This is a genomic window from Stagnihabitans sp. (assembly GCF_964946895.1).
The window spans coordinates 24833-49087 of sequence record NZ_CBBQHX010000034.1 but is presented as its reverse complement, the minus strand read 5'-3'; the positions used below and the strand labels follow the sequence as shown (position 1 = coordinate 49087).

The window sequence follows — 24255 nt, the reverse complement described above, 5'->3', positions numbered from 1 at the left end:
GCCGAACCGGAAACAGCCACGTCAGCAGCAGCGAAGCCAGCGGTAGCAGCCAGCATGGTGGTCGCAAGAAGAATCTTTTTCATAGTTTCCCTCGTTGTCTCTTCAGGGGTGGCCCAACTCAGACAAGTCCGTTTTGGGTATGCCTCTCTTTCGCCCTTCACAGCGTTGATTGCAACGCGAAGCGCGGGGCCGTCCGGCAAAGGCGGGGTCATTGGTGCAGCTTTGCCACAGTTGCGCCATGGTCCGACCTCGCTCGCGCGCGGAATGGGGATTCGTATGGGCTGGCGGGGGCTGACCGCCCTGCCGGCGGCGTGAAGCCCGATGATTCCGTGGAAATTTCCCAAGCCCCGCGCCGTGCTGCGCGGGGGATGCGCCAGGTTGCGATTCGTAAACCGGTGCGACGCCAAGGCAGATCGGCTTGGCGCAAGGACCGGGGGAAAAGCCTTGGCAGCCCAGCCTGCCTAGGCTAGACACGGGTCATGAAACCGGGGGATCGGATGCTGCGTCACCGCCATATTGCTGTCGTTTCGGCCTTGGCCCTGGTTGCCGTGCTTTCGGCCTGCGGTGGCGGCGGGTTGTTTCACCACAATCCCGCAGCCGTCGCCCCCGATGCCACCAACAACGCCAACGTCGCAGAGACCGCAGCCATCGCCCACGCGATGGGGCAGGACAAGCCCAAGGAAAAGATCTGGGACCTGTTCAACAACAAGACCGATCCGAACGTGACGGTGAAGGTCAACAAGTACATTTGGAATGCCGCCTTGGACGTGCTGAACTTCCTGCCGGTGCAGTCGATCGACCCCTTCACCGGGGTGATCGTGACGGGCTACGGCACGCCTCCGGGCGGCGGGCGCAGCTATCGGGCGACGATCTATGTGCAGGATCCGGCGCTGGACGCGCGCAGCCTGAAGCTGTCGTTGCAGGGGGCCGGTGGTGGCGCCGTGGCGCCCGAGACGATCAGCGCGGTGGAGGATGCGATCCTGAACCGGGCACGTCAGTTGCGGATTGCCGACGCAGGCCTGTGATTTCTGGATTATTTCACCAGCGGCAGTGCCCTGCGGCTGGACCTTTGGCGCTTTGCCGGTGTAATTCCTGCCCCGTTGCATAAGGGGCCAGAGATGTCGCGCTACGAACCTTCCGTGATCGAACCGAAATGGCAGCAGGCTTGGGACGATGCCCAGGTCTTTGAGGCCAAGCGCGACCCGTTGAAGCCGAAGTACTACGTGCTTGAGATGTTCCCCTACCCCTCGGGGCGCATCCACATGGGGCATGTGCGCAACTATACCATGGGCGACGTGGTGGCGCGCACGAAGGCGGCGCAGGGCTATTCGGTGCTGCACCCGATGGGCTGGGACGCCTTCGGCATGCCCGCCGAGAATGCCGCGATGGAACGCGGCGGCCACCCGCGCGACTGGACCGAGGGCAACATCTCGGAAATGAAGGCGCAGATGAAGCCTTTGGGGCTGAGCATCGACTGGACCCGCGAAATCGCCACCTGCCGGCCGGAGTATTACGGTCAGCAGCAGGCGATGTTCATCGACATGATGGAACAGGGTCTGGTCTACCGCAAAGCCGCCGTGGTGAACTGGGACCCGGTCGACATGACCGTGCTGGCCAATGAACAGGTGATCGACGGCCGCGGCTGGCGGTCGAACGCCTTGGTCGAGCGGCGTGAACTGACGCAATGGTTTTTCAAGATTTCCGACTATTCGGGTGAACTGCTGGAGGCCTTGGACACGCTGAAGGATTGGCCCGAAAAGGTCCGCCTGATGCAGGCCAACTGGATCGGCAAGTCGCAAGGCTTGCAGTTTACGTTTGATACGGTCGGCGCTCCGGGAGGCTTTGACAAGCTGGAGGTCTACACGACCCGCCCCGACACGTTGATGGGCGCCTCTTTCGCCGCGATCTCTCCGGATCACCCGCTGGCCAAGGCGCTGGAATCCGACCCGGAGGTGGCAGCGTTCCTCGCCAAATGCCGGATCGGCGGCACCACCGCAGAAGCGCTGGAGACGGCAGAGAAAGTTGGCCTGGACACAGGCATCCGCGTCAGGCACCCGCTGAACCCGGCGTGGGAACTGCCGGTCTGGATCGCCAACTTCATCTTGATGGACTATGGCACCGGGGCCATCTTCGGCTGCCCTGCGCATGACGCCCGCGACTTCGAATTTGCGATCAAATACGGTCTGGCGATCCAGTCCGTCTTCGTGGCGCAAGGCAGCGAAGACGCGCCCCTGACAGAGCCCTTCGTGCCGATGAAATCCGAACCCGTCCACTATGTCCGCGGTTTTGCCGGGGCCGAGGTGCAGACCGGCGAGGCCGCCATCGCCGCCGCCATCGCCCATGCCGAGGCCAATGGCTATGGCAAGGGCGTCACCAACTACCGCCTGCGCGACTGGGGCATCAGCCGCCAACGCTATTGGGGCTGCCCGATCCCGGTGATCCATTGCGCCACCTGCGGCGTTGTGGCCGAGAAGAAGGAAAACCTGCCGGTCGAACTGCCCTATGACGTGACCTTCGACATTCCTGGAAACCCCTTGGATCGTCACCCGACCTGGCGCAACTGCACCTGCCCCAAGTGCAACGCCCCGGCGCGGCGCGAGACGGACACGATGGACACCTTCGTCGATTCGTCGTGGTACTACGCCCGCTTCACCGCGCCGCATGCCACCACCCCGACGGTGGCCGAAGATGCCGACTACTGGATGAACGTCGACCAGTATATCGGCGGGATCGAGCATGCGATCCTCCACCTGCTGTACTCGCGCTTCTTCGCCCGCGCGATGCACAAGACCGGCCACTTGCCTGCGAAGGCGATCGAGCCGTTCAACGCGCTGTTTACGCAAGGCATGGTGACGCACGAGATCTACAAGACCACTGACGCCAACGGGCGGCCTGTGTATCATTTGCCCGAGGATGTCATCCGCACGGACGCCGGGGCCACGCTGGCCGACGGCACGACGGTTGAGGTGATCCCCTCGGCCAAGATGTCGAAATCCAAGAAGAATGTCGTTGACCCGATGAACATCATCGCGGCTTTCGGCGCAGATACAGCGCGCTGGTTTGTCATGTCCGACTCGCCGCCCGAACGGGATGTGGAATGGACCGCCTCGGGCGCGGAAGCGACCTTCAAGCATCTGTCCCGCGTCTGGGCCCTGTGCTCCCGCATCGGCGAGATGCCGGAGGATCACAAGGGCGAGGGCGATCAGGACCTGCTGCGCGCCACCCACAAGGCGATTGCGGAAGTGACGGCGGGGATCGAGGGCTTTGCCTTCAACAAGGCCATCGCCAAACTGTACGAATTCACCAACGCGATTGCGCGGTCGTCAGCCTCGACCTCCGTTCTGAAGGAAGCGATCCGCACTTTGGCCAAGTTGATGTCGCCGATGACCCCGCACATCGCCGAATCGATCTGGACCTATCAGGGTGGCGCGGGTCTTTGCGCGCAAGCGCCTTGGCCCAAGGCCGATCCGGCGCTGCTGGTCGATGACACCGTGACCCTGCCGATCCAGATCAACGGCAAGCGGCGGGCGGAAATCAGCGTGCCGAAGGATATGTCGGCGGCGGACGTCGAAAAGATTGCACTTGCGAACGAGGATGTGGTTCGCTTCCTTGCCGGGCAACCGGTCAAGAAGCTGATCGTGGTTCCGGGGCGCATCATCAATGTCGTGGTCTAGACGTAGCATTCTGCTGATGCCGCTGGCGCTCGCCGCCTGCGGCTTCACCCCCGCCTTCGGCACCAAAGGCCCCGCCGAGGGGCTTTTGGGCACCGTGCGCACGGCGGACCCGACCGACAAGAACAGCTTCGACTTCGTGCAACGGATGGAGGAACGGCTGGGTCGCCCGACCAACCCCTTGTATGACCTGACCTATGTGATCACCACCACGCCGGTCGGCGTCGGCATCACGCCGGATGGGGCCATCACGCGCTACAACCTGACCGGCGGGCTGGACTGGACCTTGACGCGCCGCGCTGACAAGTTGCGCATCACGGGCGGCCATATCGACAGCTTCACCTCCTATTCCGCCACCGGCTCGACCGTGGCGGGCTTGACCGCTGAAACCGACGCCAGCCTGCGGCTGATGCGGCTTTTGGCAGATGATGTGGTGCTGCGGCTGATGGCCGCCTCGCCCACCTTCCCGACATGAAGCTGCAGGGGGCAGAGGCCAAACGCTATCTGGCCAAGCCCGATCCCGGCAAGGCCGCGCTGGTGATCTTTGGCGAGGACGCCATGCGCGTCGCCATGAAGCGGGCCGAGGCCGTGGTGGCGCTTGCCGGTCCGGGCGCAGACGAGGAGATGCGCCTGACCCGCATTCCCGCCGCCGAGCTGCGCAAGGATGCCGCGGCCCTGCTTGATGCCGTGAAAGCGCGCGGTTTCTTCCCCGGCCCCCGCGTTGTGGTGGTCGAGGATGCCACCGACGGCCTGTCGGGCACCCTGCAGGCAGCCTTTGACGCCTGGCGCCCGGGCGACGCCAGCATAGTGGTGACAGCGGGCAACCTGACGGGCAAATCCACCCTCAAGACCTTGGCCGAGAAGCATTTCGCCGTGATCTGCATCGGCCTTTACGACGATCCCCCCACCCGCGAAGAGATCGAGGCCGAGCTGAAGCGGGCCGGACTTGTCGCCGTTCCCAATGATGCGATGACGGAACTCTTGACTCTGTCGCGCAGCCTCGACCCGGGTGACTTCCGACAAACCCTTGAAAAAATATCGCTTTACAAGTTTCGCGACACAGCACCATTAACCCCTGTCGAGATTGCTGCCCTTGCCCCGGCGACAATTGAAACCGAAGCAGAGGTTCTGCTGGACGCGGTGGCCGAGTTGCGGATGGGAGAAATTGGCCCGGTCTTGCGGCGGCTTGAGGGCCAAGGCGTGCTGCCGGTGACGCTGTGCATCGGCGCCCTGCGCCACTTCACCACGCTGCACCTGATGAACACCGACCCCGAGGGCCCTGCCTCTGGTTTCGCCAAGGCGCGAGGGTTTTTCAAACGCCGTGAGCGGATGATGAAGCAGGCCCAAAACTGGACGGTGCGGCAGATTGAAAAGGCACTGTCCTTGCTGGTTGAAACCGACATGACGCTGCGGTCAACCTCTCGGGCCCCGGCGATGGCCGTGATGGAGCGCACCCTGATCCGCATCACCCGGCGTGAACGTTAGGGCGCGCCGTTCACGGCGCCGGGCAGCCCCGGATTTCCACCGAATGATCCGGCGCCAGTACGGTGACCGTCACACCCGAACGATCCAGCGCAAAAGGCGCCCCATCGGGCGGCACCAGATCGGTCTGCGACACCAGAACGGCGCCCTGTCGGCTGGTCTGCGCCTCGGCCACCCAGACCTTGGGATCGGGGGTTTCGAAAACGACCGTCTCGTCAGAGCCTTGCACGGGCAAGGCGATGCGGGCGGTCACGCGCAGGCCATCCTGAATGGGTTCCACCGTGCAATTCGCGGCCTTTGCCATGCGCGGCCCGGCATTCAGCGCGCCGGTGATCTTGGCATCGGCCTTTCCGGCCCCGTTCAAGTCGCTGGAAAACGTCAGATGGGCAGGCATGCAGATGTCATGGCAGACGCCAAGGTCCATCTTCAGCGCCACGGTCACCGGCTGGGCGGGGTCCTGCGGCACCACCTCGACCGGCAGGACCAATTCGTCCAGATAGCCGATGCTCATCATCCCGTTCAACGTGATGACCTGAGGGCTAGGCCAATGGAACTCCACGCTTTTCAGGTTCTTTGATCCGGCCCAGTCGAAGACCGGCGGGATCCCCGCCTCACCCGGCGCACGCCAGTAGGTCTTCCACTGCGGGGCCAGATGCAGGTCAAGAGCCGCCATGTAGTGCCCATCGGCCTGCCGCCAACCGGGCAGAAAGCTGGCCTGCAGGACATCGTTCTGGCTTTGCGCGCAAGCGGGTCCAGCCAGCATCAAGGCAAGAAGGGCATATCTGATCATTGCAAGACCATAGGCAAAGCCCCGCCGTTGCGAAAGCCCGGGCTGATCACTTTGCAGCGAAGCCGGCGTGAAAGGCATCTCGGGGGTTGAGACATGGCCCGGATCGGACCATGTTGGAGCCAGGAGGACAAGATGGACCTGACCGGCAAATTGATCGTCGCCATGCCCGCCATGGGGGATCCACGTTTCGAACGGGCTGTGATCTTGGTCTGCGCCCATTCCCCGGACGGGGCGATGGGTCTGATCCTGAACAAACCGCTGCCGGACCTCAGTTTCTCTGACCTGTTGACCCAGTTGAAGATCCCGCGCGCCGGTCCCGGTCGCGACATCCGGGTGCTGTTTGGCGGACCGGTGGAACGCGGCCGCGGATTTGTCCTGCACTCCACCGACTATGATGGCGGACAGGCCACCACCGTGGTGGCGGGGACCTATGGCATGACCGCGACGCTGGACGTGCTGGAGGCTTTAGCCAAGGGCAACGGGCCAACGCAAGCCATTCTGGCGCTTGGATATTCCGGCTGGGGCCCCGGCCAGCTGGAATCCGAGATCGCCCGCAATGACTGGCTGACCGGCGAGGCCTCGGAGGGGTTGATCTTCGGGCGCGAAGACCCGCGCAAATGGGCCAAGGCGCTGCAAGAGATGGGGATCGACCCGGTCTCGTTGTCACCCACCGCCGGGCGCGCCTGAGGGCGGGCTTGCCAGACCCCCGCCGGCAGTGGCATGACCCCCGGATTGGGGAGTGTTCGCGATGACCGATTTTGCAACAACAGCCACTGTCTGGGTCCAGCAGGCTGAAGACGTGGCACTGGGATGGCTGTTGTCCCCCGGCGCATGGTCACAATTCGCGCTTCTGATCCTCGCCTATGGATTGGCCCGCCTGGCCGCAGTCCGGGCCACCCCTGCCGTACAACGCCTGCTTTGGACGCAAGACCGCGGCCTGATCGCCAAGGGGCGCAGGTTTTCCCTGCGATTTCTTCCACTTATGCTGCCATTGGCGGCCTACGCCCTGACGGCCGCGGGCGAGGGGGTGACGCGATCGATGTTCGGATCGGGGGCGGTGATTGCCTTTGGCAAGCGGGTGTTCCTGTTCCTCGCCGCGCGGGCGCTGGCGCGGCAGGTGCTGACCGACGGGTTTTTGCGGCTTCTGGGGCGCTACATCCTGATCCCTTTCGCGGCACTTTATGCGCTTGGCGTACTGGAACCGGCCTTGGCTTGGCTGGATCAGACGCAAGTGTCCCTGGGCAACATCAACTTCTCGGTCCTGTCATTGCTGCGCGGCGGGATTGCGGGCGCGCTTCTGTTCTGGTTCGGCAATTGGTCTAACCGGCGCAGCGCCGATTACATCAAGCAGCAGGGCGAACTGCGCCCCGCCACGCGGGAGTTGGCGGTGAAGGCCGTTGAGGTCGCGATCTTCGGCGCAGCGTTCCTTTTGTTGATGCAAATCATGGGGATAGATCTGACCGCCGTTGCCGTTCTGGGCGGCGCCTTGGGTGTCGGCGTTGGTCTGGGTCTGCAGCAGATCGCGGCGAATTTCGTCTCGGGCCTGATCCTGCTTCTTGAAGGACAGACGACGATTGGCGACTATGTCGAACTGGACGGCGGCGAGGCGGGGACCATCATCAAGATGACCGCACGGGCCTGTGTGCTGGAGACCTTTGACGGCCGCTGGATCGTGGTACCGAACGACCATTTCATCACCTCGCGCGTGAAGAATTATTCCAGCGAGGCGTCGCCCAACCGATATGAGGCTTTGTTTTCCGTGAGTTACGACACCGACATGAACCGCGTGCCGACGATCATCGAGGCGGCGGTGGCGGCTTTGCCCTTTGTGCTGACGACACCTGAGGGGCCGGCTTGCGATCTGAAAAGCTTTGGCGAGTCGGCGGTGAATTTCGGCGTGGAGTTCTGGGTGAAAGGGGTGGATGGCGGGGCCAACAAATACATGTCGCCGGTGCTGTTTGCGATCTGGAATGCATGCAAGAACAATGGGATAGAGATGCCCTATCCGCAGCGGGTGATCGAGATCAAGGGGGGATTGCGTGCTTGACGCCTTGGTGATCGGAGCCGGGCCCGCGGGGCTGATGGCCGCGGAAGAACTGGCCAAGGCGGGGCGCAAGGTGGTGGTCTGCGAGGGCAAATCCTCGCCCGGACGCAAGTTTCTGATGGCAGGCAAGAGCGGGCTCAACATCAGCAAGGATCAGGATTATCCTGCGTTTCTAAGGGCTTATCAGTGCCCAGAGCTGGCGCCGATGCTGGCGGAATTCGGGCCGGGGGCGGTGATGGACTGGTGCCGGGGGTTGGGGGTGGAGGTGTTCACCGGGTCTTCGGGGCGGGTGTTTCCGGTGGCGATGAAGGCCTCGCCCTTGCTGCGGGCCTGGCTGGCGCGGCTGGAGGGGCTGGGGGTCGAGCTGCGCAGCCGCTGGCGCTGGCTGGGGTTTGATGAGGGGTTCGCGTTCCAAGCCGTTGATTCCGTTCATGTTTTGCACCCGGAAGTGACCGTTCTGGCGCTGGGGGGCGCGAGTTGGGCCCGGTTGGGGTCGGATGCGGCATGGGTGCCCTGGCTGACAAAGAAAGGCGTTGAGATTCAGGGATTTAGGCCTGCGAATATGGGATTTTTCGTGGACTGGTCGCCGCATATGGCGAAGTTCTTCGGGGCCGCGGTGAAAGGTGTTGCGCTCTGCGTCGGGAGCCAGCGCGAGCGGGGCGAATTTGTCATATCTTCCAAGGGGTTGGAGGGGGGCGGCCTCTATGCGGTGTCCCGCGCTTTGCGCGAAGGGGCCTTGCTGCATCTGGACCTGATGCCGGATCTGTCAGAGGCGGTTCTGGCGGGGCGGCTGGGGGCGATGAAGGCCAGCGAAACCTTGGCTAACCGATTGAGAAAGCTGGGTTTATCAGCGCCTGCCGTGGCTTTGGTGATGGAGTTTGGCCGCGGGATGGCGCCAGTGCCGGCGATCAAGGCGCTGCCAGTGCGGCTGGGCGCGCCACGCCCGGTCGACGAGGCGATCTCGGTCGCCGGTGGGGTTACATTTTCCAGCGTTACCAAGGACTTGGAACTGTGCGCCCTGCCCCGGACCTTTGTCTGCGGTGAGATGCTGGACTGGGAGGCGCCGACCGGGGGCTATTTGCTGACGGCATGTCTGGCGACCGGGCGATGGGCGGGACGGGCGGCGGCGCGGATTTAGGGCGTCTGCACGCCGTAGGTTTTGCGTCGGGTTCCCGTCGTTTTTGCGTAGCTACAGGCAGCACGCCGGGGTCAGAGGCTGTTTACCTGTGACCCCGGCCCTTTTTCACGCCGTTCAGGCGAGAATCGTCACGAGATGGGTTTCCAGATCGTAAACGCCGCCGACGATCTTGAGCTGTCCCGCATCAACCAGAGCCTTCAGCACCGGGCTTTTCTCGGTCAGGTCTTTCACGGCCATGCGGACGTTGGTTTCGGCAACGGCCTGCACGAAGGGACCGTTCTTGGAGGACCGCTCGCCCGTCAGTTTGGTGGCGGCGACGGCAGGCTCGATCTCGTTCAAGAGGGCGGTCAGGTTGGCGCCGACATCCGCCTTGTCGACAGCGCCTTTGACAGCGCCGCAGTGGTTGTGACCCAGAACGAGGATCGCCTTGGCCCCGGCCACCTTGGTGGCATATTCGAAGCTGCCGATGACTTCGGTGGTGGCGACATTGCCGGCCACCCGGGCCACGAAAATGTCACCGACCTGCTGGTCGAGCACCAGTTCCGGCGCTTCGCGGGAATCGATGCAGGCCAGAACGCAGCCGAAGGGGGTTTGCTTGGCGGCGGTCGCTTCGGCCTGGGCGAGAAGGTCGCAGTGCAGCGACTTGCCGGCGGCAAAGCGGGCGTTGCCGTCGATCAGCGCCTGGATGGCCTGATCAGGTGTGGCGGCGGTTTGCATGTCTGCCGTGAAGGGAGCGCATTCATCGGCATGGGCCATGCCGGTGGCCAAGGCGGCAGCCGCAGCGGCGAGGCCAAAGAACTGGCGGCGGCCGAACGCGGTGCCCGGCACCGGTGTTTCACAATCTGCGCACATGAGTGGTCTCCGATAGGTTGGACGCCCGCGGTTATCCCGCGTCAGATCGGTGCTAGGGGAATTGCGCGGGCAAATCACCCATCAATCCGGATGGGATACCAAAGAGAACAGAGGTGCGATCGAAGGCGCGGACTTGCGCTCTTTGGTGCGGACTTTGGCGGCGGGCGGGTTACTTGCCGCCGCCGGCCGTGTCAGCCCCGTCGCGGGTCAGGGCGTAGGCCCCGAGGATCGGCAGGAAGGTGGTGGCGAAGACCACCATGGCGACCACGTTGGTGACCGGGCGTTGGCGCGGGCGGATCAGTTCGTCGAGCATCCAGATCGGCAGGGTCTTGGAGGCGGCGCCGACGCCGGCGGTGAAGGTGGTGACGATCACCTCGTCAAAGGACAGGGCGAAGGCGAGCATTCCCCCGGCCAACAGGGCGGTGCCGAGGTTGGGGAGGAGGATGTGGCGGAAGGTCTGGAAGGCGTTGGCGCCAAGGTCAGCGGAGGCTTCAAGGATGGCCCCGGACAGGCGGCGGAAGCGGGCGACGGCGTTGTTGTAGACGATGACGATGCAGAAGGTGGCGTGGCCGAGGACGATGGTGACCCAGGAAAACTCGATATGCAGCATGGGGATGGCGGCGCGGAGTGCGATGCCGGTGATGACGCCGGGAAGGGCAATCGGCAGGACGACGAGGAGGGAAAGCTGGTCGCGGCCCCAGAATTTGGCGCCCGACATGGCGGCAGAGATCAGGGTGCCGAGGATCAGGGCCAGCGTGGTGGAGAAGAGCGCCACCTTGAGCGACAGCAAAAGCGGCGGCCAGATGTCGGCGCGGTTCCAGGCGACGGCGAACCATTGGGTGGTGAGGCCGGGCGGCGGGAAGACGAAGGACCGCTCCTCGGTCGTGAAGGCGTAGAGGAAGATCAGGAGGATGGGCAGGTGCAGGAAAAGCAGGCCCGCGGCGGCGGTAAGCCGGAGGGTGAGGGAGGGTTTAGAGCGCATCGAAGGCTCCGGCTTTGCGGGCGAGGGTGAGGTAGACCAGCATGATCAGGATGGGGACCACGGCGAAGGCGGCGGCGAGGGGGACATTGCCGGCGGTGCCTTGGAGTTGGTAGACCGCCATGCCGATGTAGCTGGCCGAGTTGCCGATGATCTGCGGGATGATGTAGTCGCCCAAGGTCAGCGAGAAGGTGAAGATCGAGCCTGCGATGATGCCCGGCAGGGCCAGTGGCAGGGCCACCGTCCAGAAGGTTTGCCGGGCGGTGGCGCCGAGGTCGGCCGCGGCTTCCAGCATCGAGGCGGGGACGCGTTCCAGCGCCGCCTGCATCGGCAGGATCATGTAGGGCAGCCAGACGTAGCAGAAGACCGTGAAGGTGCCGAGGTAGGAGGTGGCCAGCGAATTGCCGCCGACATAGGGCAGCGACAGGGCTGCGGTCAGCAGCCAATCGGTGTGGGTGGAGGTGGCGATCCAGGTCAGGATGCCCTCTTTGGCGAGGATCAGTTTGAAGGCGTAGACCTTGACGAGATACGAACTCCACAAGGGGAGCATGACGCCGAGGTAGAAGGCGGCTTTCCAGCGGCCCCGGGCGTAGCGGGCGGCATAGTAGGCGATGGGGAAGGCCATGAGAGCGGACGCCAGCGTGACGGCGGCGGCCATCAGAAGCGTGCGCAGGATGATGGAGAGATTGGACGGCGTGAAGAGCTGGGCGTAGGTCGTGAGGGTGAATTCGGGGATCACGAGGCCGGAGAAGCTGTCGAGCGAGTAGAAGCTTTGCAGGAGGAGCGCCGCGAGCGAGCCGAGATAGACGAGGCCCAGCCAGAGAAGCGGCGGGGCGAGCAGGAGGGCGAGCAGCACCCTGGGATGGCGCCAGAAGAGCGTGGTGAGGCGATCCGCGAGGCTGCGGGCGGGGAAGATGGCGCGGGTCATTGCGGGGCCAAGGGAGGCATTTTCTGCGAAAACGCTGCAGGAGCCGGGGCACGAATTTTCTGCGAAAATTCTGCGGGAGTCTGGGCACGAATTTTCTGCGAAAATTCTGCGGGAGCCGGGGGGCGAATTTTCTGCGAAAATTCTGCTGGAGCCGGGAAACGAATTTTCTGCGAAAATTCTGGGGGGATCAGGGGATGAATTTTATGCGAAAATTCTGCGGTCATGTTGGGGCTACGATTTTTCTGCGAAAAATCAAGGGCCTCCGGCGGGAGTATTTGGCAAGGAGCAAATCGGGGGGTCATGGCATCTCGTCCATGAGGTGCAGGGCGGTGGGGACGAAGGTCAGGGAGATTTGGGCGCCCTCGGGCGGGAGTTCGGTGCCTGCGGGGAGGAAGGCTGCGATCTCGGTGCCTTGGGCTGTGAGGGTGATGCGGGTGCCGGTGCCGAGGTAGCGGTGGGATTGCACGGTGCCGGTGAGAGGGCCGGTTTCGGCGAGGCGCAGGGATTCGGGGCGCAGCGACGACCATTTGGCGGGACCGCCGAGCGCCTGGGTCAGCGCGGGGGGCAGGACGTTGGAGGAGCCTACGAAATCGGCCACGAAGCGGGTGGCGGGTTGGGTGTAGATTTGGGCGGGGGTGCCGATTTGCGCGATCTTGCCGTTGTGGAAGACGGCGAGGCTGTCGGCCATCGAGAGCGCCTCGCCCTGGTCGTGGGTGACGAAGATGAAGGTGATGCCGAGACGTTTCTGCAGGGCTTTGAGTTCGTCCTGCATCGCCTCGCGCAGTTTGAGGTCGAGGGCGCCCAAGGGTTCGTCGAGGAGGAGGACGCGTGGTTCGTTGACGAGGGCGCGGGCGAGGGCGACGCGTTGGCGTTGGCCGCCGGACAGTTGGGCGGGTTTGCGGGCGCCGTAGCTGTCGAGCTTGACGAGGGCCAGCATTTCCTCGGCCTTGGCGTAGCGTTGGGCGCGGGGCATGCCTTTGACCATCAGGCCGTAGGCGACGTTGTCGCGGACGGTGAGGTGCGGGAACAGGGCGTAGTCCTGAAAGACCGTGTTGACGTTGCGCAGGTGGGGCGGCGTGGCGGAGACGTTTTCGCCGAAGATGCGGATCGTGCCGGAGGAGGGCTGCTCGAAGCCGGAGATCAGGCGCAGGCAGGTGGTCTTGCCGGAGCCGGACGGGCCGAGCATGGCGAAGAAGGCGCCCTCGGCGATGGTCAGGTCGACGGAGTCGACGGCTTTGATCGGGCCGAAGTGGCGGGTGACGGCGCGGAATTCAACGGCGGGCGCAGAGGCGGCGGCGGAGGAGGCGGCGGAGGAGGCGGCGGCGGGGGGCATGGGAATCACGGTTCAAAAGGAATGCCGGGCAAAGGTGCCTTTGCCCGGCCTTGGGTCGCAGGGGCTGTCAGCCCCTGTTGGCATCAGTTGCCGCCGGTGACGGCCATGTAGTCGGTCACCCATTGGGCATAGGGCACGCAGGCGCCGGCCCCGGCTTTGCAATCGGCGATTGGGGTGGTCCAGAAATGGATCTTGTCGAAAGTCTCGGACCCGTTGGCCTTGCAGCCTTCCGGGGTTTGCTGGCCGGATTTGTCGCTGCAGGCGGCGGGCACGACGGGGACCGAGCCGAACCAGACCGAGAGGTCGGATTGCAGGTTGGAGTTCAGCGTGTGTTCCAGCCATTTGTAGGCGCAGTTCGGGTGCGGCGCGTCGGTGGCCAGCATCGAGGTGTCAGACCAGCCGGTGGCGCCCTCGGACGGGACGGTGGAGGCGACCGGGAACTTCTCGCCCTGCAGTAGGTTGACCTGATAGGGCCAGGAGGTGGAGGCGACGATGCCTTCGTTCTTGAAGTCATCGGTCTGGGTGGCCGCATCGCTCCAGTAGCGCGAGACCAGTTTGCGTTGGGCGCGCAACAGGTCAAGAGCTGCGGCGTATTGCGGCGGGGTCAGTTCGTAGGGGTTGGTGATGCCGAGGTCGGGCTTGTGGGCCATCAGGTACAGCGCCGCGTCGGCCACGTAGATCGGGCCGGCATAGGCCTGCACGCGGCCGGCATTGGTCTTGCCATCGGGAAGATTGCCTTCCTCGAACACCACCGACCACGAGGTGGGGGCGGTCTTGAAGACGTCGGTGTTGTACATCAGCACGTTGGGGCCCCATTGATAGGGCACGCCGTAGTGCTTGCCATCGACGGTGAACCAGGCGCCGTCCTTCAGGCGGTCATCCAGCTTGGACCACGACGGGATCAGCGCCGTGTTGATTTCCTGCACCTTCTTGCCGGCGATCAGGCGCAGCGAGGCGTCGCCCGAGGCCGTCACAAGGTCAAAGCCGCCCTGGTTCATCAGGGTGACCATCTCATCCGAGGTGCCGGCGGTCTTGACGTTGACCTTGCAGCCCGACTCGGTTTCGAACTTGGTGATCCAGTCGAAGGTCTTGTCGCTTTCGCCGCGCTCCATATAGCCGGGCCAGGCGACGATATCGACTTCCCCCTCGCCGGCGCCGATGGCGGTGACCTGGGCCAGCAGTGGCGTGGTGGCAAGGGCAAAGGCCAGAAGGCCGGTGCCCATCAGCTTGAAGGTTTGCATTTTACACTCCCGGATTGGCGCACGTGGCGCGGTGCCGCTTGGCGCGGGCTTATGATCAAATTAGAGGGCGCGGGCCGGGAAGCAAGAAGATTCGGCGGGGGCGGCACTGGGGTTGGCGACGATCCTGCTGCAGGGGATTGCCCGGTCAGGGCAGCTGGCGCAGGGCGCCAACGGCCCTGACCGGGGGGTGGCGCCGATAAATCGGCGCCGGGGAAATGTCCCTGAAGGGGGGGGGCTTGATATGGATGGGGGAGTTGGGGTCAGGTGGGGGAAATTGTGGAGGATGTGGCCGTGACCGACCTTACGTTCACGCCGGATGCTGATCCGGAGTCTATCTCGTCCGATGTGGCGCGGTTTGGCGATGTGCTGGTGACGACGCAGATTCCGACGCGGGTCGATGGGTCGATCGAGTTGGGGGATATTGCGGCGCAAAGCGAGGAGACCTTGCGGGCCTTGAAGGCGGCACTGGAGGCGGCGGGAAGCGGCATGGACCGGGTGCTGCATCTGACGATCTACCTGACCGACATGGCGGACCGGGCGGCGTTCAATGCCGTCTATCTGCGGTATTTCGCCAAACCCTATCCGGTGCGCTGCGCGGTGGGGGTCAAGGAGCTGGCGGTGCCGGGGATGAAGGTGGAGGTGACGGCTTTGGCCGCACCTGCGGCATGATGCCGGGATAAACCGCTTGAAGAGGGGGGCCGCCCTGCCCTAGCACTCGCGCATCCGCTTGAGAGGCCAGACCATGCGTTTTCCCCACCTTTTCGCTCCTTTGACCATACGCGGCGTCACGATCCGCAACCGGATCCTGTCGACCGGGCATGACACCACGCTGCCCACGGATGGCACGGTGAATGCGGCCTTGGTGGCGTACCACCGGGCGCGGGCCAAGGGCGGGGTTGGGTTGATCGTCACGCAGGTTGCGGGGGTGCATGAGACGGCGCGGTATACCTCGCATCTGCTGATGGCGACGTCGGATGATTGCATTCCGGGCTATCGGACTTTGGCCGAGGCGGTGCATGCGGAGGGGGCGGCGATTGTCAGCCAGTTGTTCCATCCCGGGCGCGAGATCATGGAAAGCGCGGATGGCTTGCTGGCGGTGGCCTATGCTCCGTCTGTGTCTCCGAACGAGCGGTTCCATGTGATGCCGCGGGCGTTGCCGGTCAGGATGATTGAGGAGATCGTGGCGGGGTATGCGTCGGCCGCCCGCAGGATGTGGGTTGCGGGGTTGGATGGGGTGGAGGTGGTGGCCTCGCATGGGTACTTGCCGGCGCAGTTTTTGAACCCTCGCGTCAATCGACGGGTCGATGGCTATGGCGGGGATGATGCGGGGCGGCAGCGGTTCTTGCGGGAGGTGCTGGCGGCTATTCGGGCGGCGACGGATGAGCGGTTTGTCGTGGGGCTGCGGATCAGCGGCGGCGAGCGGGATGACGAGGGGCTGACTTTGGCGGAGGCACTGGCTGCCTGTGTCGCCGTTGAGCCGGGGTTGGATTATGTGAATGTGACGACGGGGACCTCTGCCTCGGTCGGGGGGGCGGTGCATATTGCGCCGCCGATGGCGTTTGCGCCCGGTTATGTGGCGGTGGATGCAGCGGCGTTTCGCAAGGCGTTGCAGGTGCCGGTGTTCGTGGTGGGGCGGATCAATCAGCCGCAGATCGCGGAGGGGATTCTGGCTGCGGGTCAGGCGGATATGTGCGGCATGACGCGGGCGTTGATTGCCGATCCTGAGATGCCCGCGAAGGCGCTGCGCGGGGCTACGGATGACATTCGGGCGTGTATTGGGTGCAATCAGGCGTGTATCGGGCATTTCCATCGCGGGCTGCCGGTGAGTTGCATTCAGCATCCCGAGACCGGGCGGGAGCTGGTTTATGGTGCGGTGGCGGTGGCAGATGCGCCCAAGCGGGTGATGGTTGTCGGTGGCGGGCCTGCGGGGATGAAGGCGGCGGTGACGGCGGCCCAGCGCGGGCATCTGGTGACGCTGTATGAGGCGGCCCCGCAGTTGGGGGGGCAGGCGCTGAAGGCGCAGTTGCTGCCACGGCGGGCGGAGTTTGGCGGGATTGTCACGAACCTCGCGCGGGAGATGGAGCTGGCGCAGGTTCAGGTCCGGCGCGGGGTGCGGGTGACGGTGGAGATGGTGCAGGCGGAGGCGCCGGATGTGGTGATCATCGCCACGGGGGCGGTGCCGTTCGTGCCGGAATTGCCCACCGATGGGCAGGTGCAAATCGTCACGGCTTGGGATGTGCTGGAGCGAAAGGTTCGCCCGGGGGCCAGGGTTCTGGTGGCGGATTGGCGCTGTGACTGGATCGGGCCGGGGGTGGCGGAGATGCTGGCTCGGGAAGGGTGCCGCGTGACGCTGGCGCTGAACGGCACGCATCTGGGCGAGGCTTTGCCCTTGTATGTGCGGGATAATCTGGCGTCAGAACTGCATCGGCTGGGGGTGGAGGTGCGGCCTTACGCGCGGCTGTATGGGACGGCGGGGGATACGGTTTATCTGCAGCACACCTCCAACGGGGATGCGGTGGAGGTGGAGGGGATTGATACGGTGGTCTTGGCTTTGGGGCATTCTCCGGTGGATGACCTGTCGGAGGCGCTGGAGGCTTTGGGGGTGCGGGTGATCATGGCGGGGGATTGTCTGGCGCCGCGCACCGCCGAGGAGGCAGTGTTTGATGGGCTGAAGGCGGGGGTGGCGGTTTAGGTGGCGTGCTGGCGGATGACGTAGAGTTTGCGGACAGTCTCGGGGTTGTGCCAGCCGGCCTGCGCGCCGCTGAGGATGATGAAGACATCGCCCTTGGTGAAGCGCTCGGTCTGGCCGGCGTCATCGTAGGGGGTGACGGTGCCGTCGAGCAGGTACATGAACTCGGTGAAGGCATAGTCGATCGGGGCGCGGTCATAGGGCGTGGCGGACCAGAGGCCGGAGGAAAGTTGCGCCTCGGCGATGAAGCCGTGGTGACCGATGGTGGGCATCGGCGAGCGGAGGAGCGCCACGTTGGGGTTGGTGCCTTGGCCCAGGGGCTGCGCGAGGTCGTGCTTGGCGACCAGATTGCGGGGTTCGGCGGCGAAATCGGCGATCAGGATGAGGTCGGCGTTCTGCGCCTTCCACGCCAGTGCGGTGCCTTTGCCGATCAGGGCGGCCTCACCCTCGTGCAGGGTGATGTCGGAGGCGGCGCCTTCCAGCGTCAGGGTGCCTTGGCGCAGGATCACGGTGATCGTCGCCTCCACCGCGAGGGAGCCGAGGCCCTGCGCGGTGAGGTGGCCGAAGCGGAGGCCTTCGTCCGTGCCAAAGGGCAGCGATTTCAGCGCGGTGCCGAAGGTTTCGGTGCCTTGGGTCGTGGTGGCGGGCAAGGTGCCGAGGTTGATGATATTGCGCATGGTGGCCCCTTTGGTTTGCGGCAGAGTGCGGCAGGCCGGTCGGCGGGGCAAGAGGGGGATTGACGGGGCAAGCCTTTGGGCCTGGGATGCGGGCGTTCCCCCGCCCAAGGTGCCATGATGTTGAAGTATCCAGAGAGTTCCCCCGCCTCGGCGGCGCTGTTTGACCGGGCGCGCCGGGTGATGCCGGGGGGCAATACCCGGACGACGGTGTTTATCGATCCGTTTCCGATCTATGCGGCCAAGGGTGAGGGGTGCCGAGTCTGGGATGTGGATGGGCATGTCTATTACGACTGCATCAACAATTTTACCGCGATGATCCATGGCTATGGGTGGCCAGGCGTGACGGCGGCGGTGGTGGATCAGATGGCCTTGGGGACGGCGTTCGGCGCGCCGACGCTGGCGGAGGTGGAGCTGGCCGAACTGCTGGTGGGGCGGCTGCCTGCGGCGGATCAGATCCGGTTTGCCAACTCGGGCACCGAGGGCGTGATGATGGCGATCAAGGCGGCGCGGGCCTTTACCGGCCGTGCGAAGATCGTGAAAATCGAGGGGGCCTATCACGGGTCCTATGACTTTGCCGAGGTCAGTCTGGACAGCTCTCCGGCCAATTGGGGGGATATGCCGGTCTCGACCGCCTATGCCAAGGGGACGCCGGCGGGGGTCTTGGCCGATGTGGTGGCGGTGCCGTTCCATGACGTGGAGGCGCTGCGGGCGGTGTTTGCCGTGCAGGGGGCCGAGATTGCGGCGGTGTTGATCGACCCGATGCCCAACCGCGCGGGGCTGATCCCGGTGCGGACCGAGTATCTGGCGGCTTTGGTCGAGATTGCCCATGCCAGCGGGGCGCTGGTGATCTTTGACGAGGTGATCACCTTCCGGCTGGGCTATGGCGGCGCGCAGGGGCTTTGGGGGATAGCCCCCGACCTGACGGCCTTGGGCAAGATTATCGGCGGCGGGTTTCCGGTGGGGGCCGTGGCGGGGCGGGCCGAGGTGATGGCGGTGTTTGATCCAACCCGGGGCAAGCCCGCCCTGCCCCATGGCGGCACCTTCACCGCCAACCCGGTGACGATGCGGGCCGGTCTTGCGGCCATGCAGGCCCTGACGCCCGAGGTGTTTGCGCATCTGGACCGCTTGGGACGCTTCCTGCGGGACGGCACCAATGCCGCGTTGAAAAAGCATGGGATTACAGGGCAATGCGTGGGGATGGGGTCCTTGTTCAAGGTGCATTTCACCGGGCAGCCGATTGTGGATTACCGGTCGGTCTACCCCTCGGCGGCTGAGAAGGACCGGCTGGACCGGTTCTTCAAGGGGCTGCTCAACCGGGGGGTTCTGTCCTCGGGCTACGGGCTTTTCGCGCTGTCGACGCCGATGACCGAGGGCGACGCGGCCGAGATCTTGCGGGCGATTGACGCGACTTTGGCGGATCTGGCCTGAGGGCTGGCTTTCGGCGGGTTGGAACCGTAAACAGGCCGGACCCTGTGCAAAAGGCCGCGCCATGCCCCTGATCGAACCCCGTCACCGCCTGCTGTTTCTTGCGCTGTTTGGCGTGTTCACGGTGTTTGGCACCTCGATGACGATCATCGGGGCGGCTTTGCCGAAGATCCTGGCCAGTTTCGGGTGGAGCTATCTGGTGGCGGGATCGGTTCTGGGCGCCAATGCGGTGGCCTATTTCTGTTTCACCTTCGTGGGTGGCTTTGCCATCAAGCGGCTGGGGCCGAAGCGGACCATGGTGCTGGGGTTGGGCACCTCGGCCACCGGGCTGTTGTTTTTCGGCGCGACACCGGACGCTTTGACCAATGTTCTGTTGAGCGCGCTGATCGGCGTCGGGCAGGGCTTTGTCGAGATCACCGTCAACTGGTCGACCTTGCGGCTTGACACGGCCAAGACCGGGCGGCCGATGAACCTGATGCACGGCGCCTTTGCGGTGGGGGCGATCCTGGGGCCGCTGGCCTTGGGGGTGCTGGTCAGAGCCGGGTTCGACTGGATCAGCGTGTACCACGCGATGACGGGGATCTTCGCGGCGCTGGCGTTGGCTATTGCATTGATTCGGATGGATTTGACCGCGCAGGATGATGTGGAGGCCAACCCGCAGCGGCTGTCGGCGCATCCGGCCTATTGGCTGTCGTTTCTGGCGCTGTTCTTTTATGTGGGCGTCGAACTGGGCGTGTCGAACTGGGTGGCGGAGTATTTCGTCAAGGTGTTCGACACCCCTGCGGCAGAAAGCGCCTTGCTGGTGTCCTTGTTCTGGGCGGGTTTGCTGGCAGGGCGGTTTGGGGTGCCGCTGTTGTACCACGGCCGGCGGCAGGACCGGATTTTGCTGGGATTCTCGACCCTTGCGACGCTGGCGATTGGCGGGTTGAGCCTGCTGGGATTTGCCCCGATCGGCGCGTTGACGCATGGCGCGGGCTTGACGCTGGTGTTTCTGGCGGGCTTGGGGTGTTCGGTCTATTATCCGGCGGTCATCACCCTGTTGGGCAACTGCTTTCCGCTGGCGCAAAGTCAGGCGATTGGCTTTGCGGCTACCGGCGGTGGGGTGGGGGCCTTTGTGTTTCCCTTTGCGATGTCGGCGCTGGCGCAGGGCTGGGGGATCAAGGCGGGGTTTGCCACCTATGCGGTGTTCGGCATTGCCATGACCGGGGCGGCACTTGGCCTGTCGCTGGCCGCCCGCAAACGCTAAGCGCTTGCGGGCGCTTGGGAATTCACAGGCCCAGCACGTCCATCATGTCATAGCGGCCGGGCTTCTGGTCCAGCCCCCAATGCGCGGCCTTCAGGGCGCCGCGGGCGAAGATGCCACGGTCGGTGGCGATGTGGCGCAGGATGATACGCTCCCCATCGGCGGCGAAGATCACGTCATGTTCGCCGACGATGTCGCCCCCCCGGATGGCGGAAAACCCGATGGAGCCGCGGGTGCGCGCGCCGGTGATGCCGTCGCGGGCGGGGGTTCTAGCGGCCTCCAGCGAGGTGCCACGGCCGGTGGCTGCGGCTTGGCCGAGCATCAGGGCGGTGCCGGAGGGGGCGTCGACCTTCATGCGGTGATGCGCCTCGACGATTTCGATATCCCAATCCATATCAAGGGCTTGGGCGACTTTCTGGGTCAGCTTGGTCAAGAGGTTGACGCCAAGGCTCATGTTGCCGGCCTGAATGATGACGGCGTGCGGGGCGGCGAGATCGAGTTTGCGGTGGTGTTCGGATTCAAGCCCGGTGGTGCCGACGACATGGACAAGGCGGGCCTGCGCGGCAAGGGCTGCAAACTCGACCGTGGCCGAAGGGGCGGTGAAGTCGACCAGGGCGCGGGCGCGGGCGAAGGCGGGCAACGGGTCATCCGAGACGGTGACGCCGAGGGTGCCAAGGCCCATCGCCTCGCCCACGTCGCGGCCAAGCCAGGCGTTGCCGGGGCGTTCGATGCAGCCGGCAAGGTGCCAGCGGTCGGAAGCGAGGATGAGTTTGATCAGGGTCTGGCCCATCCGTCCGGATGCGCCGGTGACCACGATACCGGGCTTGTCGTTCATGGGTGCCTCCCTCGGTTTGGGTGGGTTTATGCTGCGGCGGGGGGCTGGTGCAAGGGTTTCGGGCCAGATGCGGCCAAGCGGTTGGGAACGGTGGATTAATCTGGGGGCGGCGGGGTGTTTTGGTCTGGTTTCCCTGGCGGGACTTCGTGGTTTTTGCGTCATTTCTGCGTAGCTACAGGCGGCAGCGCGCGCGGAGTTTACCAACTTTGCGCGAATCGGGACAGAGTTCCGCCCGGCGTGCCGCCATGCCGTTGCGGAGCGGCGCATTTCGGCCTAAAGGGGCGGCATGGCCAAACAAACATCCAAAGGGCCCGGCCAGCGTCAGCTGCGCGTGGGCGAAATGATCCGGCGGCGTCTGTCGGAATTGCTGTCACGGGGCGAGATCCATGATCCGGCCTTCGACGCCATGTCGATCACGATCGGCGAGGTGAGCGTGTCCAGCGACCTCAAGATCGCGACGGTCTATGTCATGCCGCTGTTGGGCAGCGGCAATGTCGATGCGGCGATTGAAGCGTTGTCACGGCATCGCGGCATCCTGCGCAAGAAGGTGTCCGAAGAGGTCATTCTGCGCCATGCCCCCGATCTGCGCTTTCGGCGGGACGAGACCTTTGACCGGCTGGACGAGACGCGGCGGATGTTCTCGGATCCCGGCGTGATGCGCGACATTGCGGCACCCGATCGGCCCGAAGATGACGCGGGCCCTGCCGACACAACCGAAGACTGAGCGATGCGGAACCTGTTGATTGCCCTGACCCTGATGGCAAGCCCTGCGGGGGCGGCCTGCATTGCGACCACGTTCGAAGGCACGCCGATCACCTATTGCGCGGCCAAGGCGGGCGATGATGTCCGGCTGTTCCTGAAAGACCGGGATGGGCTGGTCTATGGCGACTTTTCGGCGGTGGATGCGGCGCTGGCGGAAAAGGGCCAGCATCTGGCCTTTGCGATGAACGCCGGGATGTTCCAGCCGGATCAATCGCCGGTGGGATTGTATGTCGAGGATGGCGTGCAGGCGCATGGCATCGTGACGCGCGCCGGTCCGGGCAATTTCGGGCTGCTGCCGAATGGGGTGTTCTGCATCGGGGCCGGATTTTCGGTGGTGGAGAGCCGGGCCTTTGCGAGGACGCCGCCGGCCTGCCGCTATGCGACGCAATCGGGGCCAATGCTGGTGATTGATGGCGCGTTGCATCCGGCGTTTCAGGCCGATTCGTCCTCGTTCCACATCCGGAACGGGGTGGGGGTCAGCGCGGATGGCAAGATGGCGTGGTTTGCGATGTCGGATGCGCCGCTGACCTTTGACCGGTTTGCGCGGTTCTTCCGCGATGTGCTGGGGGCCAAGGACGCGCTGTATCTGGATGGCTCGATCTCTCGGCTGTACGCGCCGGAGGTCGGCGAGAGTGGCGCGGGGTTCCCGGTGGGGCCGATTGTGGGTCTTGTGGTGGGGAACTGAATGGGACGGTCGAAGAAGGGGCGCAAGCTGTCGGGGTGGTTGATCGTGGACAAGCCGGCGGGCTTGGGGTCAACCGACGTGGTCAACAAGGTGAAGTGGCTGTTGAAGGCGCAGAAGGCCGGGCATGCGGGGACCTTGGACCCGGCGGCGACCGGGGTTCTGGCCGTGGCCTTCGGCGAGGCGACCAAGACGGTGGCCGTGCTGACCGATGCGTTGAAGTGCTATCGGTTCGAGGTGCGGCTCGGGGCTGAAACCTCGACCGACGATGCAGAGGGGGCGGTTGTGGCGTCTTCGGAGGTGCGGCCCTCGACGGAGGCTATTTCTGACGCGTTGGGGGCGTTTCGCGGCGAGATCATGCAGGTGCCGCCGCGGGTGTCAGCCGTGAAGGTGGAGGGCGAGCGGGCCTATGCGCTGGCGCGCGAGGGGGAGGCGTTCGAGCTTGCGGCGCGGGCGTTGTGGGTGGAGAGCCTGGAGCTGATCGAGCGGGTGGATGCGGATCATGTCGTGCTGGAGATGGTCTGCGGCAAAGGCGGGTATGTGCGGTCGATTGCGCGGGATCTGGGGCGGGCTTTGGGGACTGCGGCGCATGTGTCCTGGCTGCGGCGGACCTGGTCGGGGCCGTTTGATGCGGCGGACGGGCTGACCTGGGACGAGGTGCTGCGGCTGGGGGAAGAGGGGACGCTGGAGGACCGGCTGTTGCCCATTGAGGCGGCTTTGGCGGATATGGAGCGGGTTGAGGTGACGGCGGATGGCGCGCGCAAGATTGCCGTGGGCAATCCGGGCGCGGTGTTTGAGAGTGTCGAGGGGGAATGCTGGGCCTCGCATCAGGGGGTTGCCCTGGGGTTGGGCGAGGTGAAGTTCGGGATGTTCCATCCAAGCCGGGTGTTCGTGCAGGAATGATCCGGCGCAGTCATCAGAAGGGCGACGCGGCGAGTTGGGCGGAGTATTCCGATGACGAGGCCTTTCGTTACCGGCTGGTGCGGGTGTGGGAGCCGGGGCCGCGGGCGTTGTTCGTGATGCTGAACCCCTCGACGGCGACCGAGACGCAGAACGATCCGACGGTGGAGCGCTGTGAGCGTCGGGCAAGGGCGCTGGGGTTTGGCAGCTTTGCGGTGGGGAATATCTTTGCGTACCGGGCGACCGATCCGAAGGTGATGCGCCGGGCAGTGGACCCGGTGGGGCCGGGCAATGATACGGCGATTGTGGAGATGGCGGCGGAGGCGGACCGGGTGATCTGCGCCTGGGGGACGCATGGGCTGCATCTGGGGCGCGGCGCGGCGGTGGAGGCCTTGCTGCGTGGGGCGGGGGTGGAGTTGTATCATCTGGGGCTGAGCAAGGGCGGCTTGCCGAAGCATCCGCTGTATATTGCTTATGAGACCCAACCGGTGGTTTGGGATTGAGAGGGCGCAAGCAGGGGGTTTCACACCCCCTGCACCCCCGTGGGATATTTATGAACAAATGAATGGGGGGTGCGGGGGGCT

General features: G+C 64.8%; 24 protein-coding genes and 1 pseudogene. 15 read left to right on the top strand and 10 right to left on the bottom strand.

Translation table 11 applies throughout. The annotated features are described in order from the left end of the window. Positions 1-212: pseudogene (locus tag AC1Y2B_RS18300) on the bottom strand (hypothetical protein); the annotation flags it as partial. Positions 213-497: 285 nt separating this feature from the next. On the opposite strand from AC1Y2B_RS18300, the gene AC1Y2B_RS18295 reads away from it, so the two are divergent. The 4 genes from AC1Y2B_RS18295 (at position 498) to holA (ending at position 5156) form a co-directional block, all read left to right on the top strand. After that, entirely contained in the window at positions 498-1025 is a 528-nt protein-coding gene (locus AC1Y2B_RS18295) for a DUF3576 domain-containing protein (RefSeq protein WP_482254556.1), read from the top strand. Positions 1026-1118: 93 nt separating this feature from the next. Further along, entirely contained in the window at positions 1119-3674 is a 2556-nt protein-coding gene (gene leuS, locus AC1Y2B_RS18290) for a leucine--tRNA ligase (RefSeq protein ID WP_482254555.1), read from the top strand. A 16-nt stretch (positions 3675-3690) separates the two neighbouring features. Further along, positions 3691-4146: an LPS assembly lipoprotein LptE gene (gene lptE, locus AC1Y2B_RS18285; protein ID WP_482254554.1), complete on the top strand. Its 456-nt coding sequence runs from the start codon at positions 3691-3693 to the stop codon at positions 4144-4146. Then, the gene (holA, locus tag AC1Y2B_RS18280; protein WP_482254553.1) at positions 4143-5156 is read left to right on the top strand and encodes a DNA polymerase III subunit delta; all 1014 of its coding nucleotides are present in this window, start codon (positions 4143-4145) and stop codon (positions 5154-5156) included. The genes lptE and holA overlap by 4 nt, the downstream gene beginning before the upstream one ends. 10 nt (positions 5157-5166) lie before the next feature. On the opposite strand, the gene AC1Y2B_RS18275 is transcribed toward holA, so the two are convergent. Next, positions 5167-5943 (bottom strand): protein-disulfide reductase DsbD domain-containing protein, encoded by a 777-nt coding sequence (locus AC1Y2B_RS18275; protein ID WP_482254552.1) that lies wholly within the window; start codon positions 5941-5943, stop codon positions 5167-5169. Between the two features lie 132 nt (positions 5944-6075). Between AC1Y2B_RS18275 and AC1Y2B_RS18270 the strand changes: the two genes are divergently transcribed. The 3 genes from AC1Y2B_RS18270 (at position 6076) to AC1Y2B_RS18260 (ending at position 9125) form a co-directional block, all read left to right on the top strand. Next, positions 6076-6630 carry a YqgE/AlgH family protein gene (locus tag AC1Y2B_RS18270; RefSeq protein ID WP_482254551.1) on the top strand — a complete coding sequence of 185 codons (555 nt, stop codon included), beginning with the start codon at positions 6076-6078 and terminating at the stop codon, positions 6628-6630. A gap of 61 nt (positions 6631-6691) precedes the next feature. Then, on the top strand, positions 6692-7990 hold the full coding sequence (locus AC1Y2B_RS18265) for a mechanosensitive ion channel family protein (RefSeq protein ID WP_482254550.1): 1299 nt from the start codon (positions 6692-6694) through the stop codon (positions 7988-7990). Further along, a complete protein-coding gene (locus tag AC1Y2B_RS18260; protein ID WP_482254549.1) occupies positions 7983-9125 on the top strand; it encodes a TIGR03862 family flavoprotein in 1143 nt (380 codons plus the stop codon). Before AC1Y2B_RS18265 ends, AC1Y2B_RS18260 begins: the two co-directional genes overlap by 8 nt. Before the next feature lie 114 nt (positions 9126-9239). Here AC1Y2B_RS18260 and AC1Y2B_RS18255 read toward each other — a convergent pair whose 3' ends face one another. From AC1Y2B_RS18255 to AC1Y2B_RS18230, 6 genes are all read right to left on the bottom strand, one after another. Then, positions 9240-9977 (bottom strand): carbonic anhydrase family protein, encoded by a 738-nt coding sequence (locus AC1Y2B_RS18255; RefSeq protein WP_482254548.1) that lies wholly within the window; start codon positions 9975-9977, stop codon positions 9240-9242. A gap of 169 nt (positions 9978-10146) precedes the next feature. Then, positions 10147-10959, bottom strand: a complete 813-nt coding sequence (locus AC1Y2B_RS18250; protein WP_482254547.1) for an ABC transporter permease — start codon at positions 10957-10959, stop codon at positions 10147-10149. Further along, complete coding sequence (locus tag AC1Y2B_RS18245) at positions 10949-11884, bottom strand: ABC transporter permease (protein ID WP_482254546.1); 936 nt, start codon at positions 11882-11884, stop codon at positions 10949-10951. Before AC1Y2B_RS18245 ends, AC1Y2B_RS18250 begins: the two co-directional genes overlap by 11 nt. After that, positions 11881-12186, bottom strand: a complete 306-nt coding sequence (locus AC1Y2B_RS18240) for a hypothetical protein (RefSeq protein ID WP_482254545.1) — start codon at positions 12184-12186, stop codon at positions 11881-11883. Before AC1Y2B_RS18240 ends, AC1Y2B_RS18245 begins: the two co-directional genes overlap by 4 nt. Next, entirely contained in the window at positions 12183-13217 is a 1035-nt protein-coding gene (locus AC1Y2B_RS18235; RefSeq protein WP_482254544.1) for an ABC transporter ATP-binding protein, read from the bottom strand. The genes AC1Y2B_RS18240 and AC1Y2B_RS18235 overlap by 4 nt, the downstream gene beginning before the upstream one ends. An 83-nt stretch (positions 13218-13300) precedes the next feature. Then, positions 13301-14458 (bottom strand): ABC transporter substrate-binding protein, encoded by a 1158-nt coding sequence (locus AC1Y2B_RS18230; RefSeq protein WP_482254543.1) that lies wholly within the window; start codon positions 14456-14458, stop codon positions 13301-13303. Between the two features lie 291 nt (positions 14459-14749). Here AC1Y2B_RS18230 and AC1Y2B_RS18225 point away from each other — a divergent pair, with 291 nt between their 5' ends. Next, on the top strand, positions 14750-15127 hold the full coding sequence (locus AC1Y2B_RS18225; protein ID WP_482254542.1) for a RidA family protein: 378 nt from the start codon (positions 14750-14752) through the stop codon (positions 15125-15127). Positions 15128-15200: 73 nt separating this feature from the next. After that, positions 15201-17150, top strand: a complete 1950-nt coding sequence (locus AC1Y2B_RS18220; RefSeq protein ID WP_482254541.1) for an oxidoreductase — start codon at positions 15201-15203, stop codon at positions 17148-17150. Here the strand turns inward: AC1Y2B_RS18220 and AC1Y2B_RS18215 are convergent. Then, positions 17147-17824 carry a cupin domain-containing protein gene (locus AC1Y2B_RS18215; protein ID WP_482254540.1) on the bottom strand — a complete coding sequence of 226 codons (678 nt, stop codon included), beginning with the start codon at positions 17822-17824 and terminating at the stop codon, positions 17147-17149. The two genes, AC1Y2B_RS18220 and AC1Y2B_RS18215, sit on opposite strands and share 4 nt — an antisense overlap. Positions 17825-17941: 117 nt before the next feature. Between AC1Y2B_RS18215 and AC1Y2B_RS18210 the strand changes: the two genes are divergently transcribed. Continuing rightward, positions 17942-19252, top strand: a complete 1311-nt coding sequence (locus AC1Y2B_RS18210) for an aspartate aminotransferase family protein (RefSeq protein ID WP_482254539.1) — start codon at positions 17942-17944, stop codon at positions 19250-19252. A gap of 61 nt (positions 19253-19313) precedes the next feature. Next, positions 19314-20495 carry an MFS transporter gene (locus tag AC1Y2B_RS18205; RefSeq protein WP_482254538.1) on the top strand — a complete coding sequence of 394 codons (1182 nt, stop codon included), beginning with the start codon at positions 19314-19316 and terminating at the stop codon, positions 20493-20495. Between the two features lie 22 nt (positions 20496-20517). On the opposite strand, the gene dapB is transcribed toward AC1Y2B_RS18205, so the two are convergent. Beyond that, complete coding sequence (dapB, locus tag AC1Y2B_RS18200; RefSeq protein ID WP_482254537.1) at positions 20518-21327, bottom strand: 4-hydroxy-tetrahydrodipicolinate reductase; 810 nt, start codon at positions 21325-21327, stop codon at positions 20518-20520. 286 nt (positions 21328-21613) lie between these two features. Here dapB and rbfA point away from each other — a divergent pair, with 286 nt between their 5' ends. From rbfA to AC1Y2B_RS18180, 4 genes are read left to right on the top strand one after another with little or no spacing between them, the layout of a single operon-like run. Next, on the top strand, positions 21614-22051 hold the full coding sequence (gene rbfA, locus AC1Y2B_RS18195) for a 30S ribosome-binding factor RbfA (RefSeq protein ID WP_482254536.1): 438 nt from the start codon (positions 21614-21616) through the stop codon (positions 22049-22051). A gap of 3 nt (positions 22052-22054) precedes the next feature. Continuing rightward, positions 22055-22774 carry a phosphodiester glycosidase family protein gene (locus AC1Y2B_RS18190; protein ID WP_482254535.1) on the top strand — a complete coding sequence of 240 codons (720 nt, stop codon included), beginning with the start codon at positions 22055-22057 and terminating at the stop codon, positions 22772-22774. After that, positions 22775-23674, top strand: coding sequence for a tRNA pseudouridine(55) synthase TruB (gene truB, locus AC1Y2B_RS18185; RefSeq protein WP_482254534.1), 900 nt, complete (start codon positions 22775-22777; stop codon positions 23672-23674). It abuts the gene before it with no gap. After that, on the top strand, positions 23671-24174 hold the full coding sequence (locus AC1Y2B_RS18180) for a DUF1643 domain-containing protein (protein WP_482254533.1): 504 nt from the start codon (positions 23671-23673) through the stop codon (positions 24172-24174). The genes truB and AC1Y2B_RS18180 overlap by 4 nt, the downstream gene beginning before the upstream one ends. The last annotated feature ends 81 nt before the right edge of the window (positions 24175-24255 follow it).